The sequence below is a fragment of the Nocardioides aurantiacus genome (assembly GCF_003752505.1).
Classification (GTDB): domain Bacteria; phylum Actinomycetota; class Actinomycetes; order Propionibacteriales; family Nocardioidaceae; genus Marmoricola; species Marmoricola aurantiacus.
This window is the reverse complement of the sequence record NZ_RKHO01000001.1, coordinates 3,916,206-3,930,445: the sequence shown is the minus strand read 5'-3', so window position 1 is coordinate 3,930,445 and position 14,240 is coordinate 3,916,206. Positions and strand designations below refer to the sequence as shown.

General features: G+C 73.5%; 14 protein-coding genes. 7 read left to right on the top strand and 7 right to left on the bottom strand.

All coding sequences use genetic code 11. From position 1 onward, the window contains the following. Window positions 1–7 precede the first annotated feature (7 nt). From EDD33_RS19060 to pknB, 5 genes are read left to right on the top strand one after another with little or no spacing between them, the layout of a single operon-like run. A complete protein-coding gene (locus EDD33_RS19060) occupies window positions 8–1,411 on the top strand; it encodes a PP2C family protein-serine/threonine phosphatase (protein WP_123392664.1) in 1,404 nt (467 codons plus the stop codon). Continuing rightward, window positions 1,404–2,813 carry an FtsW/RodA/SpoVE family cell cycle protein gene (locus EDD33_RS19055; protein WP_123392662.1) on the top strand — a complete coding sequence of 470 codons (1,410 nt, stop codon included), beginning with the start codon at window positions 1,404–1,406 and terminating at the stop codon, window positions 2,811–2,813. Before EDD33_RS19060 ends, EDD33_RS19055 begins: the two co-directional genes overlap by 8 nt. Beyond that, window positions 2,810–4,303, top strand: a complete 1,494-nt coding sequence (locus EDD33_RS19050) for a peptidoglycan D,D-transpeptidase FtsI family protein (protein WP_123392661.1) — start codon at window positions 2,810–2,812, stop codon at window positions 4,301–4,303. The genes EDD33_RS19055 and EDD33_RS19050 overlap by 4 nt, the downstream gene beginning before the upstream one ends. Then, entirely contained in the window at window positions 4,300–5,769 is a 1,470-nt protein-coding gene (locus EDD33_RS19045) for a protein kinase domain-containing protein (protein WP_123392659.1), read from the top strand. Before EDD33_RS19050 ends, EDD33_RS19045 begins: the two co-directional genes overlap by 4 nt. A gap of 6 nt (window positions 5,770–5,775) precedes the next feature. Beyond that, window positions 5,776–7,527 (top strand): Stk1 family PASTA domain-containing Ser/Thr kinase, encoded by a 1,752-nt coding sequence (gene pknB / locus EDD33_RS19040; protein ID WP_123392657.1) that lies wholly within the window; start codon window positions 5,776–5,778, stop codon window positions 7,525–7,527. Here the strand turns inward: pknB and EDD33_RS19035 are convergent. Beyond that, entirely contained in the window at window positions 7,524–8,318 is a 795-nt protein-coding gene (locus EDD33_RS19035; RefSeq protein WP_246003616.1) for a DUF881 domain-containing protein, read from the bottom strand. The genes pknB and EDD33_RS19035 overlap by 4 nt on opposite strands. An 88-nt stretch (window positions 8,319–8,406) precedes the next feature. Between EDD33_RS19035 and EDD33_RS19030 the strand changes: the two genes are divergently transcribed. Next, the gene (locus EDD33_RS19030) at window positions 8,407–8,883 is read left to right on the top strand and encodes a cell division protein CrgA (protein WP_246003615.1); all 477 of its coding nucleotides are present in this window, start codon (window positions 8,407–8,409) and stop codon (window positions 8,881–8,883) included. Between the two features lie 105 nt (window positions 8,884–8,988). On the opposite strand, the gene EDD33_RS19025 is transcribed toward EDD33_RS19030, so the two are convergent. Beyond that, window positions 8,989–9,870, bottom strand: coding sequence for a rhomboid family intramembrane serine protease (locus tag EDD33_RS19025; RefSeq protein ID WP_246003614.1), 882 nt, complete (start codon window positions 9,868–9,870; stop codon window positions 8,989–8,991). Beyond that, window positions 9,867–10,382 carry a peptidylprolyl isomerase gene (locus EDD33_RS19020; protein ID WP_123392656.1) on the bottom strand — a complete coding sequence of 172 codons (516 nt, stop codon included), beginning with the start codon at window positions 10,380–10,382 and terminating at the stop codon, window positions 9,867–9,869. The genes EDD33_RS19025 and EDD33_RS19020 overlap by 4 nt, the downstream gene beginning before the upstream one ends. A 170-nt stretch (window positions 10,383–10,552) precedes the next feature. On the opposite strand from EDD33_RS19020, the gene EDD33_RS19015 reads away from it, so the two are divergent. After that, window positions 10,553–11,203, top strand: a complete 651-nt coding sequence (locus tag EDD33_RS19015) for a hypothetical protein (RefSeq protein WP_123392654.1) — start codon at window positions 10,553–10,555, stop codon at window positions 11,201–11,203. Window positions 11,204–11,242: 39 nt separating this feature from the next. On the opposite strand, the gene EDD33_RS19010 is transcribed toward EDD33_RS19015, so the two are convergent. Genes EDD33_RS19010 through EDD33_RS18995 form a run of 4 tightly spaced genes read right to left on the bottom strand, consistent with a single transcriptional unit; the run spans window position 11,243 to window position 14,233 of the window. Next, window positions 11,243–12,256: a 1-acyl-sn-glycerol-3-phosphate acyltransferase gene (locus EDD33_RS19010; RefSeq protein ID WP_246003613.1), complete on the bottom strand. Its 1,014-nt coding sequence runs from the start codon at window positions 12,254–12,256 to the stop codon at window positions 11,243–11,245. After that, entirely contained in the window at window positions 12,250–13,083 is an 834-nt protein-coding gene (locus EDD33_RS19005) for a patatin-like phospholipase family protein (protein ID WP_123392653.1), read from the bottom strand. Before EDD33_RS19005 ends, EDD33_RS19010 begins: the two co-directional genes overlap by 7 nt. Next, complete coding sequence (locus EDD33_RS19000) at window positions 13,080–13,475, bottom strand: DUF3817 domain-containing protein (RefSeq protein ID WP_211332602.1); 396 nt, start codon at window positions 13,473–13,475, stop codon at window positions 13,080–13,082. The genes EDD33_RS19005 and EDD33_RS19000 overlap by 4 nt, the downstream gene beginning before the upstream one ends. Further along, window positions 13,472–14,233, bottom strand: coding sequence for an SURF1 family protein (locus tag EDD33_RS18995; RefSeq protein WP_246003701.1), 762 nt, complete (start codon window positions 14,231–14,233; stop codon window positions 13,472–13,474). The genes EDD33_RS19000 and EDD33_RS18995 overlap by 4 nt, the downstream gene beginning before the upstream one ends. Window positions 14,234–14,240: the final 7 nt, after the last annotated feature.

The window sequence follows — 14,240 nt, the reverse complement described above, 5'->3', positions numbered from 1 at the left end:
GTCGTCGATGAGGCTGCGCTACGCCGCGTTCTCCGACGTCGGGAGGGTGCGCAAGGACAACCAGGACTCCGGGTACGCCGGCCCCCACCTGCTCGTCGTCGCCGACGGCGTGGGCGGCTCGGCGCGCGGCGACGTGGCCAGTGCCGAGACCGTCGAGGTGCTGCGGCGCCTGGACACCCCGCCGGGCAACGACGTGCTCGGCGCCCTGGCCGGCGCCATCCACCTCAGCCACGACCGGATCGCCGAGCTGGTGGCCGCCGACCCGTCGCTGGAGGGCACCAGCACCACGGTGACCGCCCTGGTGCTGGACGGCGACCGGATCGCGGTCGGCCACGTCGGCGACAGCCGCGGCTACCTGCTGCGCGACGGCACCCTGGCCCAGCTCACCACCGACCACACCTTCGTGCAGAGCCTGGTCGACGAGGGCCGCATCACCGAGGACGAGGCGCGGGTCCACCCGCACCGCAACCTGATCCTGCGGGCCGTCGACGGCGTGCACGAGCCCGAGCCCGACGTGTTCACCCTCGAGGTCGCCCCCGGCGACCGGATCCTGCTCTGCTCCGACGGGGCGTCGGGGGTGCTCACCGACGAGCAGCTGACCCGGATCCTGGCCGAGGGCACGCCCGACAGCGCGGCGTACTCCCTGGTCGACCGGTCGCTGGACGCCGGCAGCTCCGACAACGTCACCGTCGTGGTGGCCGACCTCGTCGACGACGACGCGGTCGACGACCCGGAGACCTCCGCGGCGGCCACGACCGGGCCGATGCTGGTCGGAGCCGCGGCCGAGGGGGCTCGCAGCCGCGGCCCCGGCGGCCGGATCGCCGGCGCACGCGACACCGGCGAGCTCGAACCGGTCGGCGACACCGCTCCTATGGCCGTCGAGGCCCGCCGGGGCTCCGCCCGTCCCGCCGCGGCGGACGACGACCTCGACCCCGAGGAGGCGCGCTACGCCCCGCGGCCGCCCAAGCGGTTCACCTGGGCCCGACGCACCCTGCTCGCCCTGGTGCTGCTGCTCGCCGTGGGGCTGATCGCCGTGGCGGCCTACCGCTGGACCCAGGACCAGTACTACGTCGGCGACGACGCCGAGACCGTCGCCATCTTCCGCGGCATCGAGGCCGACGTGCCCGGACTGACCACCCACCGCGTCGAGGAGCCCAGCGAGCTGCGGCTGACCGACCTGCCCGACGCCTACGCCCGCGAGGTCAGCGAGGGCATCAGCGCCAGCAGCCTGGCCGACGCCCGCGACATCGTGCAGCGCCTGGAGCGACGGGTCACCTGCCCCGAGCCGGCGCAGCCCAGCGCGAGCCCCTCGACCGGCCCGAGCGCGTCCGCCTCGCCCACCCCGTCCGCCTCGTCCAGCCCCCCGTCCAGCCCCACCACGTCGGCGCTGTGCACCGAGGCCGATGAGTAGCCCCGGCCTGTCGGCCGCCTCGCGCGGCACCGGGTTCGTGCACCGTCGCCGACGCGGTGCCGAGCTGGTGCTGCTGCTGCTCAGCCTCGTCGTCGGCGTCGGCGCCTACGCCGCGGTGGGCCTGGGCGTCGACGGCACCCTGCCGGTCGACCTGCTGACCCACGGGCTGTGGCTCACGGTGCTGCTGCTCGGCTGCCACGTCGTGCTCCGCCGGTTCGCGGCGTACGCCGATCCGGTGCTGCTCCCCATCGTGGGAGCCCTCAACGGGCTCGGCCTGGCGATGATCCACCGCATCGACCTCGGCCGGCAGGCCCGCAACCCCGACGCCGCCGCCTTCGCCTCCACCCAGCTGGTCTGGATGACGCTCGGCGCGATCCTGTTCGCGACGGTGCTGGTCGTGCTGCGCGACCACCGCCGGCTGCAGGCGTTCACCTACACCGCCGGGCTGGCCGCCATCGTGCTGCTGCTGCTCCCCCTGGTGCCCGGGCTGGGGCGCACCATCAACGGCTCCCGGATCTGGATCGGCATCGGCCCGCTGAGCTTCCAGCCCGGCGAGGTGGCCAAGGTGCTGCTGGTCGTGGCCTTCGCCGGCTACCTCGTGCTGCACCGAGACGCCCTCGCCCTGGCCGGGCGGCGGCTGCTGTTCGTCGACCTGCCCCGCGGCCGCGACCTCGGCCCGATCCTCGGGATGTGGCTGGTCTCGCTGGGCATCCTGGTCTTCCAGCGCGACCTCGGCTCCTCGCTGCTGTTCTTCGGCCTGTTCCTGACCATGCTCTACGTCGCCACCGAGCGGCCGGGCTGGCTGGTGGTCGGCGGCTCGATGTTCGCCGTCGGTGCCTACCTCGGCTACCTCTCGCTGGGCCACGTGCAGGCGCGCGTCGCCGCCTGGCTGGACCCGTTCGACCCCGACGTCAACGCCTACCAGCTGGTCCAGGGCCTCTACGGCATGGGCTGGGGCGGGCTCGTGGGCCGTGGGCTGGGCCAGGGCCAGCCGCAGATCACGCCGCTGGGCTTCTCCGACTTCATCATCGCCTCGATGGGCGAGGAGCTCGGGCTGACCGGCGTGATGGCGATCATCCTGCTCTACGGCATCCTCGTGGAGCGCGCCCTGCGCACCGCGCTGATCTGCCGCGACAACTTCGGCAAGCTGATGGCCACCGGCCTGGGCGTGGTCCTCGCCCTCCAGGTGTTCGTCGTCATCGGCGGCGTCACCCGGCTGATCCCGCTGACCGGCCTCACCACGCCGTTCCTGTCCCAGGGCGGCTCCAGCCTGGTGGCCAACTGGGCCATCGTGGCGCTGCTGCTACGCATCTCCGACCAGGCCCGCCGTCCCCCGCCCGAGCTGGTGAGCGACGACGACGACCTCGACTCCGACGCGACCCAGGTGGTGAACCTGCGGTGAACCGCCCCATCCGCACCATGTCCGTGGGCTGCCTGCTGCTCTTCGCGGCGCTGCTCGTCAACGCCACCTACGTGCAGTACTGGCAGGCCGACGACCTCACCTCGCTGTCCAAGCACCCCGACAACATCCGGGTGCGCGACGCCGAGTTCGCCCGCGAGCGCGGCTCGATCCTGGTCCGCGGCCGAGCCGTCGCCGAGAGCAACCCCTCCGACGACGCCTACGCGTTCCAGCGCACCTACCCCCGCGCGCTGCAGTACGCCCACCTCACCGGCTACTTCACCCGCGACAACGGCCTCGGCGGCGTGGAGGCGACCCAGAACTCCATCCTGTCGGGCAGCGACTCCGCCCTCTTCGTCAACCGCGTCGTCGACCTCGCCGACAACGAGGACCCCAAGGGCGGCAGCGTCAGCCTGACCATCGACCCGCAGGCCCAGCGGGCGGCGTACGACGGGCTGCGGGCCCTCGGCGACGACGTGCAGGGCTCCGTCGTGGCCCTCGAGCCCAGCACCGGCAAGATCCTGGCGATGGTCTCCAACCCGACCTTCGACCCCAACCGGCTCGCCACCCACGACTTCAGCGCCGCCGGTCAGTACAAGACCCGGCTGCTCGAGGGCGGCGGCGCCTCGGCCCTGAACAACAAGGCGATCGAGGGGGTGCTGCCCCCGGGCTCGACCTTCAAGCTGGTCACGGCGGCGGCCGCCCTGGAGTCCGGCGACTTCGACCCCGAGACGCGGGTGCCGGGCGGCGCCCGGCTCGACCTGCCGCAGACCAGCACCGACCTGATCAACGACGGCGGCGGCTCCTGCGGGGGCGAGGAGATCACGCTGACCCGCGCGCTCGAGGTCTCCTGCAACGTCTCCTTCGGCCAGGTGGGCATGGACGTCGGCGCCGACGCGCTGCGCGAGCAGGCCGAGAAGTTCGGGTTCGGCACCCGCACCTTCGACGACCTCGACGACGCCCTGACCCGCCAGGCGGTCAGCCGCTTCCCCGAGGACCCCGACGAGCCGCAGACCGCGCTCTCGGCCATCGGCCAGTACGACGTCGCCGCCACCCCGCTGCAGATGGCCATGGTCGCGGCCGGCATCGCCAACGACGGCACCGTGATGCGGCCCTACCTCGTCGACGAGACGCTCTCGCCCAAGCTGGAGACCATCGAGCGCACCGAGCCCGAGGAGATGCCCGACCAGCCCGCGATGGACGCCGCGTCGGCCCGCGACCTGCGCCAGATGATGGTCTCGGTGGTGGAGAACGGCACCGCCGGCACCGCCGCGATCCCCGGCGTCGAGGTCGGCGGCAAGACCGGCACCGCCCAGAGCGCGCCCGACCGGCCGCCGTACGCCTGGTTCGTCTCGCTCGCCCCGGCGCAGACGCCCTCGGTCGCCGTCGCCGTCCTGGTGCAGGACGCCGGCGTGGAGCGCAACGAGATCTCCGGGTCGGGCCTCGCCGCCCCCGTGGCGCGTGCGGTGATGGAGGCGGTGGTCGGCCGGTGAGCGAGCAGGCCGAGCGCTACGAGCGCCGACACCGGATCGCCACCGGCGGCATGGGCGAGGTCTGGGCCGCCCACGACACCGTCCTGGGTCGCGACGTCGCGCTCAAGGTCCTCAAGGCCGAGTACGCCGCGGACGCCGGCTTCCGCTCCCGCTTCTCCACCGAGGCCCGCAACGCCGCCGCGCTGCACCACCCCGGCATCGCCTCGGTCTTCGACTTCGCGACCGAGGGGTCCGACGGGTCGCCGTACCTCGTCATGGAGCTGGTCGACGGCAAGCCGCTCTCCGAGCTCGTCTCCGGCGGCCGGGCGCTGGACCCCGAGCGGGCCCGCGAGCTGGTGCTCCAGGTCGCCGAGGCGCTGGCCGTGGCCCACGCGGCCGGTGTGGTGCACCGCGACGTCAAGCCCGCCAACCTGCTGGTCACCCCGCAGGGCCGGGTCAAGATCACCGACTTCGGCATCGCCCGTGCCACCGGCGACGCAGCCATCACCCGCACCGGCGAGATCATCGGCACCCCCCACTACCTCTCCCCCGAGCAGGCGTCCGGCAAGCCCGCGACCGCGGCCAGCGACGTCTACGCCCTCGGCGTGGTGCTCTTCGAGTGCCTCGCCGGGCAGCGGCCCTTCGCCGCCGACACCGCAGTCGGCCTGGCCATGGCCCACCTGCGCGACGACGTCCCCGAGCTGCCGGCCGGCGTCCCGGCCGGGCTCGCCGCGGTGACCTACCGCGCCCTGGCCAAGGACCCCGCCGAGCGCTACGCCGACGGCGCCGAGATCGCCCGGGCGCTGCGCGAGGCCGCCCACGGCGGCGTGCCGACGGGACCCGAGCCGACCCGGGTGATGACGGCCGTGGCGCCCGGCCCGGCCACACGGCCCACCCGCGTCACGCCGGTCGCCGCCGCCGTCCCGCCCCCGCGGGACGACGACCGCGAGCGCCGTACCCCGTGGGCGGCGTACGCCGTGGCGGGGCTGCTGGCGCTGCTGCTGGTCGTGCTGCTGCTGACCCGCCCGTGGGCCGACGACACCGACACCGCGGCCGGGGACGACCCCGCGCCGACCCCCTCGGCGAGCGCCACCCCGAGCGAGACCGCCGAGGCGACCCCCACGGTCAGCCTCGACCCCGACGACTTCGTCGGCCGTCCCGTCGGCGAGGTCGAGTCGGCGCTGGCCGACCTGGGCCTGGAGACCACGACGCGCCCGGTCCCGAACGACGGCAGCGGCGACCAGGGCGACGAGGGCGACGTCACCTCGCTCTCGCCCACCGGCGACGTGGAGGAGGGCGAGACCATCACCCTCGACGTCCTCGGCGCGCCGCCGGCGCCCAGCCCCACCCCGACACCGTCGGAGACCTCCACCGAGGAGCCGGTCGACCCCGGCAACAGCGGCAACGGGAACGGCAACGACGAGGGCGACGACGAGGGTCCGGGCAAGCCCGACGACACGGTGAAGCCCGACAAGAAGGGGGACTGAGCCCGGATGACGCAACCGCACCGCATCGGCGGTCGCTACGAGGTCGGGGAGCTCCTCGGCCGCGGCGGCATGGCCGAGGTCCGCAAGGGCACCGACGTGCGCCTGGGCCGCACGGTCGCGATCAAGCGGCTGCGCACCGACCTGGCCAGCGACTCCACCTTCCAGGCCCGCTTCCGCCGCGAGGCGCAGTCCGCCGCGTCCCTCAACGACCCCTCGATCGTGTCGGTCTACGACACCGGCGAGGAGATGGCCACCGACGGCAGCAACGTCGCCCAGCCCTACATCGTCATGGAGTACGTCGCCGGCCGCACCCTGCGCGACGTGGTGCGCGACGGCCGCAAGATCCTGCCCGAGCGGGCCCTGGAGATCACCTCCGGCGTGCTGCGGGCGCTCGACTACAGCCACCGTGCCGGCATCATCCACCGCGACATCAAGCCCGGCAACGTGATGCTGACCCCGGCCGGCAACGTCAAGGTGATGGACTTCGGCATCGCCCGGGCCGTCAGCGACGCCTCCTCGACGATGACGCAGACCGCCGCGGTCGTCGGCACGGCGCAGTACCTCTCCCCCGAGCAGGCCCGCGGCGAGAGCGTCGACTCCCGCTCCGACGTCTACTCCACCGGCTGCCTGCTCTACGAGCTGCTCACCGGCCGGCCGCCGTTCGTCGGCGACAGCCCGGTGTCCGTGGCCTACCAGCACGTCCGCGAGCAGGCCCAGCCGCCGTCGGCGCTGGACGAGGACCTCACCCCCGAGATCGACGCCATCGTGATGAAGTCGCTGGCCAAGGACCTCGACGAGCGCTACCCGAGCGCGGCGGCGATGAAGGACGACATCGACCGCTACCTCGCCGGGAAGCCGGTCGAGGCCCCGGCGGTGGCGGCCGCCGCCACGACGTACCTCCCCACGGCCGGGCCGGCCACCCGCGTCACCACCCAGCAGCAGGACGACGACGAGGCGCCGGAGCGCAAGCGCCGCTGGCCGCTGGTCCTCGGGCTGCTCGCCCTGCTCGCGGCGATCGTCGCCGGCGTGCTGCTGCTGCCCCGCCTCGCCGACACCGGCCCCGAGCAGGTGCCGGTGCCGAGCGTGACCGGGATGACCCGGCAGCAGGCCGAGCGCACCATCACCCAGGCCGGGCTCGAGGTCGGCGAGGTGACCCGGTCCGAGAGCGAGCAGGTCGCCCGCGGTCGGGTGATCTCCCAGGACCCCCAGGCCAGCGACCAGCGCGACGCCGGGTCGGCGGTCGACTTCCAGGTCTCGCTCGGCCCGCCCCAGATCACGCTGCCCGACGTCGTCGGCGACGACAAGAACGAGGCGGCCGACGCGCTGCGGGCCGAGGGGGTACGCGTCGTGCTGAGCGAGCGCGGCTCCGACGAGCCCGCCGACCGCGTCGTGGAGATGCAGCCCCCCGCCGGCACCGACGTCGCCGAGGACTCCCGGGTGACGCTGTTCTGGTCCGACGGGCCCGAGCAGGTGCCCGAGGTCGTCGGGCTCGCCGAGGCCGAGGCGCGCCGCCGCATCGAGGCGGCCGGGTTCGAGGTCTCGGTGGTCAACGACTCCACGACCGAGGCCGAGCGCGGCACCGTGCTGCAGCAGGCGCCCCCCGCCGGCCAGGACGCGTCGGCGGGCAGCACCGTGACGATCGTGGTCTCGACCTTCCAGCGTCCGACCCCCACCCCGACGCCCACGCCCACGCCGAGCGAGACCTCGACGCCCACCGAGGAGCCGAGCCCGACCGAGGACCCGGTGCCGACCCCCTAGGGACGCTCGCGCACCGCCCGGTCGGACTCGCCGCGGACGGCCGTGGCGTGGCGCAGCTCGCTCGCCCCGTCGTACGCCGGCAGGGTGACCTCCGGGTCGGTGCGCACCGCGAAGCCGAGGTCGTAGGCCACGGCGTAGTCGCGGTAGTCCGCGATCCGCTCGGAGGTGTCCAGCGCCCGGCGCATCTCGGTGACCCCGCCGACGGCGGTGATGACGTACGGCGGGGCGTAGGGCACGCCGTGCAGCACGACCGTGTTGCCCACGCACTTGATGCCGGTCGTGCTGATCACCCGCTGGCCCTGGAGCGTCATCGCCTCGGCGCCGCCGATCCACAGCGCGTTGACCACGGCCTGGATGTCCTGCTGGTGCACGACCAGCTCCTCGGCCCCGACCTCGCCCTTCTCGGTGGCCTGCGCGATCACCTCGGCGGGGGCGTCCTCCAGGGTGACGGTGAGGGCCGGCCCCCGGACCGCCTCGAACCCCGCCGGCGCCGCGAGCTCGCGCACCTGCGCCTGCAGCTCGCGCACCTCGGCGTCACCCACCGACCGCCCCAGGGTGTCGACCTCGTCGGTGAGGTCGGCGACGCGCTGCTGCAGCTGGTCGGTCCGGTCGCGCTCCTGGCGCACGACGGTGTCGAGGTCGGTGACGCTGGAGGAGCGCAGGTCCAGGCCGTCGGCGTTGAGCGAGCTGGTGACGAACAGCGTCCCCGCGACGACGAACCCACCGACGGCCGCGAGGCGCCAGGGCGGCACCTGGGTGGCCCGGGGACGGCGGCGGTGGCGGCTGGGCACGAGGAGCTCCGTCCTGGAGAGCGGTGCGGCGGGTGGCCCGTCTACGCTAGCCCACCAGGTCACACCCCCCACGCCACCGAGGAGCCCCGTGTCCAAGCGAACCGCGCGTCAGCCGAAGGTCATGGTCAGTAGTGGCTACGAGACCTCGGTCGTGCGCACCGCCCTCGCCGTGCTGCTCGTCGTGGCCGGCATCGCCTGGATCGCGGTCTACGTCAACGTGGCCAAGGACGCCGCCGTGTTCGTCGACTTCCCCGGCGCCAAGGCGCCGAAGGACCCGCTGCCCTGGATGTCGGACCTCGGTCGCTACAACTTCCTGATCGGCTTCCTGGCCATCTTCCTCGGCCTCACCGTCGCCGCCCACCGCACCACCCCCCTGGGCCGCGGCCGGGGCGTCGTCGTCGGGATGCTCGGCTGCTTCCTGTTCGGGCTGGTCTGGATCGTGACGTTCTACTTCGTCGGCCAGGACGGCGCGATCCCGGTGATGAAGGACCTCGACCAGTACAACCTGCTGGTCGGCATCGGCTTCATGGCCGTCGGCTTCACCTTCGCCACCAAGTGGGAGTAGCCGTCCCACGACGCAAATGACACCGGTGTAGTTGTCCACAGGGTTGTCCCCAGGTGTGGACAACTACACCGGTGTCATTCGTCCGTGTCGTTCGGTGGCGGAGGGTCAGGCGAGCGCCAGTGCCCGGGCCGCGATGGCGGCCAGGGCCACCAGCGCGACCGCCGCGACGGCGCCCCACTGCACCAGCGAGCGCCGCTGCTTGGGCGCGTAGACCATCGCCGCGCCGATCACCGCACCCGCGGCCAGGCCACCGAGGTGGCCCTCCCACGAGATGCTCGGGAGGGTGAAGGTGATGACCAGGTTGATCGCGATCCACACCAGCACCTGCTGCGCCTCGCCCCGGACCTTCAGCGCGACGACCGCCAGGGCGCCCATCAGGCCGAAGATCGCCCCCGAGGCGCCGAGGGTCTGGCTGTTCTCCGGGGAGAGCAGCATCACCACGGCCGAGCCCGAGAGCGCCGAGACCAGGTAGAGCGCGAGGTAGCGCGCCCGGCCGAGCACGCTCTCGAGCGTGGGCCCGAGGAAGTACAGCGCCAGCATGTTGAAGGCGATGTGCAGCGGCTGCACGTGGGTGAACGCCGAGGTCATCAGCTCCCACACCGCGCCGTCGGAGACCCCGCGGACCAGCTCGACCGAGCCGTCGCCGTACTGCTTGGCGGCCGACTGCGGCAGCAGCGCGAGGTAGTCGGTCAGCCGGCTCGAACGCCCGCCCGTGGCCAGCACGGCCAGCCAGACCAGGACGTTGAGCCCGATCAGCACGAAGCTGGTCAGCCGGGGGTCCGAGACCCGCTTCCCGCCGTACGGCGTGAGGAGCTGGCGCGTCGACCGGGCTCCCTCCGCCACGCACTCGGGGCACTGGAAGCCCACCGCCGCCGAGCGCATGCAGTCCGGGCAGATCGGCCGGTCACAGCGCTGGCACCGGATCCAGGTCTCGCGGTCCGGGTGGCGGTAGCAGGTCGGCGGCGCCTCGGGGCCGCCCTGGGTCACGGGCGCTCGATCTCCACCGACTCGATGACCACGGCGTCAACCGGGCGGTCCATGGCGCCGGTGCGGGTGGTGGCGATCGCGTCGACGACGTCGCGGCTCTCCTGGTCGGCGACCTCACCGAAGATGGTGTGGCGACGGTTAAGGTGCGGCGTCGGGGTGACGGTGACGAAGAACTGCGAGCCGTTGGTGCCCGGGCCGGCGTTGGCCATCGCGAGCAGGTAGGGCCGGTCGAACTGCAGCTCGGGGTGGAACTCGTCCTTGAACTTGTAGCCCGGGCCGCCGGTGCCGGTGCCGAGCGGGCAGCCGCCCTGGATCATGAAGTTGGGGATGACCCGGTGGAAGCCGAGGCCGTCGTAGAACTTCACCCCGGTGCGGCCGGCGTCGTCGTTGAAGTCCTTGGTCCCCTCGGCGAGGCCGGTGAAGTTCTCCACCGTGGCCGGCGCGTGGTCGGGGAAGAGGTTGATGACGATGTCGCCACGGTTGGTCTTGAGCGTGGCCTTGAGGTCGGACATGGGTGCCTTTCGCGACGGGTGCGTGAGTCGGCACCGATCTTCCCACGCGGCACCTACCCATCCGCCCGCGCGTGACACGGGTTTAAAACTCCCCGGCACCCAGGCATGATCAGGGCTTACGCCTGCGCGCACGCGCGTCGGCCACACCTGCAGAGAGGGACCTCGCACACATGTTTCGCAAGAGCCGCAAGGACAAGCTCGTCGACCAGGCCCAGAGCCTGGCCCACGACCTGACCGAGGCCATCGTCCCCCGCGTCGAGAAGGCGCGCGAGGACCTCAAGCCCGTCCTCAGCGACGTCCGCGACGCCGGGGCCGCCCGCCTCGCCGACGCCCGCGACGCCGTCGCCCCCAAGCTCGCCGACGCCCGCGACGCGGTCGGCCCCAAGCTGGCGGACGTCCGCGACGCCGGGGCCTCGCGCCTCGCCGACGCACGGGACAACGCGGCGCCCTACGTCGAGACCGCGCGTGACCGCACGATCCTCGGCGTGCAGCAGGTCGTCCACGACGTGCGCGACCAGGCCCACCAGGCCGCCGCGGAGGCCGACCGTCGCCGCGTGCTCGCCACGGCCGCGATCAAGGGCGAGGACGTCAAGAAGGGCAGCAAGGGCAAGAAGCTGCTGCTGATCGTCGCCCTCGGCGCCGTCGGCGCCGTGGTCGGCAAGAAGCTCGCCGGCGGGGACCAGAGCGACAACTGGCAGTCGTCCTACACGCCGTCGCCCGCACCGGCCGCCCCGGCGGCGCCGGCGACCCACCCGGTGACCACGCCGGAGGACCCGGCCGAGAGCGTCGACGTCACCGACACTCCGGACCCCAAGGTCTGAGACCCACGGTCCGAGATCCGGTCGGCCTGTCCTGCCCGCTCAGCGGCGGGGCAGGTCGACCGGTCGGTGCTCCTGCACCCAGTCGTCGACCGTGTCCCACCAGTCGAAGAGCCACTCGATGCGCTCCTCGCGCCCCTGGGGGATCTCCTCGCGCGGGATCCGCCACCAGCCCATGCTGATCCGCTTGTCCATCGGCAGCGCGTGCCACACGTCGCGCACGCTGACCACGTGGTCGAGCCCGGTGTGGGCCACCAGCAGCACGTCGGCTTCCGGCGCCGCGTCGAGGGCGGCCAGCACCCCGCCGGGCCGGGGCGCCAGCACGTGGATCATCTCCTCGGCCCGTCGCGCCATCCCGTGCAGCCCCAGCTTGTGCAGCCGGGCGATCGAGCGCTCGCGGCGCTCCGGGGTGAAGTTGCCGCCCTCGGGGAAGATCACGAAGGCGTCGTTCTCGTCGAGCCCGCGCGCGAGCTCGCCCACGTCGGCCTCGCGGTCCTGACCGGGCCGGGGCGCGGAGACGAACCGGCTCGGCAGCCGGTGCAGCAGCACCCCCAGCGCGGGGTCCCAGGCCAGGGTCGACTTGAGCACGACGCGCGGCTCGCGGCCGTACCAGTGCATCAGCGTGTACATCAGGGTGAACGAGTCGCCCGGACCCGCGTGGCGGCAGAACACCAGCAGCGGCTCGCCCGGGTGGGCGTCGGGGGTGGGGCCGACGGTCTCGATCTGCAGCCGCAGCACCCGCCGGGCCTCGTGGAAGAAGATCCACAGGTAGGCCTGGACGACGTCGTAGTGGATCCGCTCGAAGAACGGCCGCCGCAGCCACAGCCCGAACCCCGAGGCGACCCACAGCCCGAACAGCTCCACCAGCGCCACGCTCTCCAGCGTCAGGTGCACCACGAGCAGCCACAGCAGCCGGACCGGCCGCAGCCAGCCTGGGGCGAGCGGCGAGAGCAGGCCCGCGGCGAGGAGCCACAGCGGCAGCCCCACCCACATCGCGACGGTCAGGGCGATCGTCGCGGGCGCCACGACCGCCCGCTGGACGACCCGGGTCAGCACCGGTGCTCCTCGAGGTAGGCACAGCTCTGCTCGTACGCCGCGTCGATGCGCCGCGCGACCCGACGGGTGTCGCGGTAGGCCAGCGGCGAGTCGTCGGCCGCCGTGCTGCCCGAGGGCAGCACGTGGGCGGTGACGTGGTCGGGCAGCTCGGCCAGCTCACGCACGAACCGGTGGCGCCGGGCGATCTCGAAGGACACCCGTGCCACTTCCCACGGCCGCCGCGGCACGGCCAGCGGCCGCTCGACCCGGCCCACCTGCAGCACGAAGACCCGCTCCGCACCCAGCTCGGCAGCCTTGCCGAGCGGCACCGAGTTGACCACCCCGCCGTCGAGGAAGTGCTCGCCGTCGACCTCGGCCGGGGGCAGCAACCCGGGCACGGCCGCGCTGGCCATCACCGCCGGCACGACCGGCCCGGAGTCGAACCAGTGCTCGGCCGAGCGCTCGATGCAGGCGGCGACGCAGCGGAACTCCACGGCGAGGTCCTCGAAGCGGGTGTCCCCGAGCTCCGCCTCGAGCCGGCGGCGCAGCGGCAGCGCCGAGTGCAGGTGGGTCCCCGTGCGCACGGCCCGCCCGACCTGGCGCAGCGGCCCGTCGGCGTACACCGGGTCGTCCCCGGAGACCGAGCGCCACAGCTCCAGCAGCCGGTCCACCGCCGCCGGCGTGGGGTCGGCGGCCACGACGAGCCCGTTGAGGGCGCCGACCGAGGTGCCCAGCACCAGGTCGGGGCGTACGCCGCGCTCCAGCAGCGCCCGGAGCATGCCCACCTCGACCGCGCCCAGCAGCCCGCCGCCACCGAGGACGAAGGCGGTGCGGGGCGTGCCGCTCACGAGCGGACCGGGGCGGCCTCGGTGGTCGCGAGCGTGCGGGCGGTCGCGCGGCGCTCGGCCCAGAAGCTCAGCAGCGGCACCGTGCCGCACAGCAGCGTCACCAGGGTGAAGCCGATCGGCCAGCGCGCCTTGCGGGAGAGCAGGAAGGCGGCAGCCAGGAAGATCATGTAGAGCCAGCCGTGGGCGACACCCAGGTACTGGGTGATGAACAGACCGGTCTGCTTCGCTGCACTGTCGCCCGTGAACCACACGGGAGTGCTGTCGAAGACCTCCCACATCCCGGTGCCGTCGAAGTTCGCCAGCGGCACGCCGACGATCACCAGCACGACGAGCAGGACCCCGACGATCCACGCCATCACCCGGTAGAAGCGGAGGTTGGTCTCGAGCGTCACACCGGCGAACCTACCTGCTCGGCCTGGGCCTCCTGCTCGCGCTCCAGGGCCTCCACGGTGTCCCGGCACCAGCGCCACCAGACGTAGACCGCGAAGCCGCCGAAGACCCACCACTGGACCGCGTAGAGCAGGTTGCGCAGCGAGGTGACGGCCGAGACCGACGGGATGCTGTCGGGGCTGACCGCGGCCAGGCCGCTGGTGCCCGAGGAGGCGTCGCGGACCACCACGAAGCCGCTGTAGAGGTCGGCGTCGACCCGCTGGGTGACGCTCGCGACCCGCATCTCGGGGATGACGTCGTCGGCGGCGTCGGTGTCGGGCAGGCCGCTGCCCTCCGAGGGCTGCAGCCAGCCGGTCAGGTCGACCTCACCGCGCACCGGGGCCGCGTCGGCCGTGGGCGACCACCCCCGCACCACGGGTACGGCGCTCCCGTCGCCACCCTGCACGAGCACCGGCGTCATCACCCAGTAGCCCCGCTGCCCGCCCTGCCCCCCGTCCCGCACCCGGTCGGACACGTAGAGCGTGCTGGCAGGGACCCAACTGCCCCGCAGCTCGACCGGCTGGCCGACGTACTGCCCGGGGAAGGGGTCGTCGGGCCCGATCGCGTCGGTGAGCGCGACCGGCGCCGCCGAGCTGAGGTCGCGGGCCTCGGCCTCGCGGCCGTGCTGCCACGCCGAGAGCTGCCAGAACCCCAACCAGGTCGTGGCCGCGACCGCCACCACGAGCAGCAGGTGCCCGCCCCAGTGGCGGGGGCGGAGCATCTCGGTC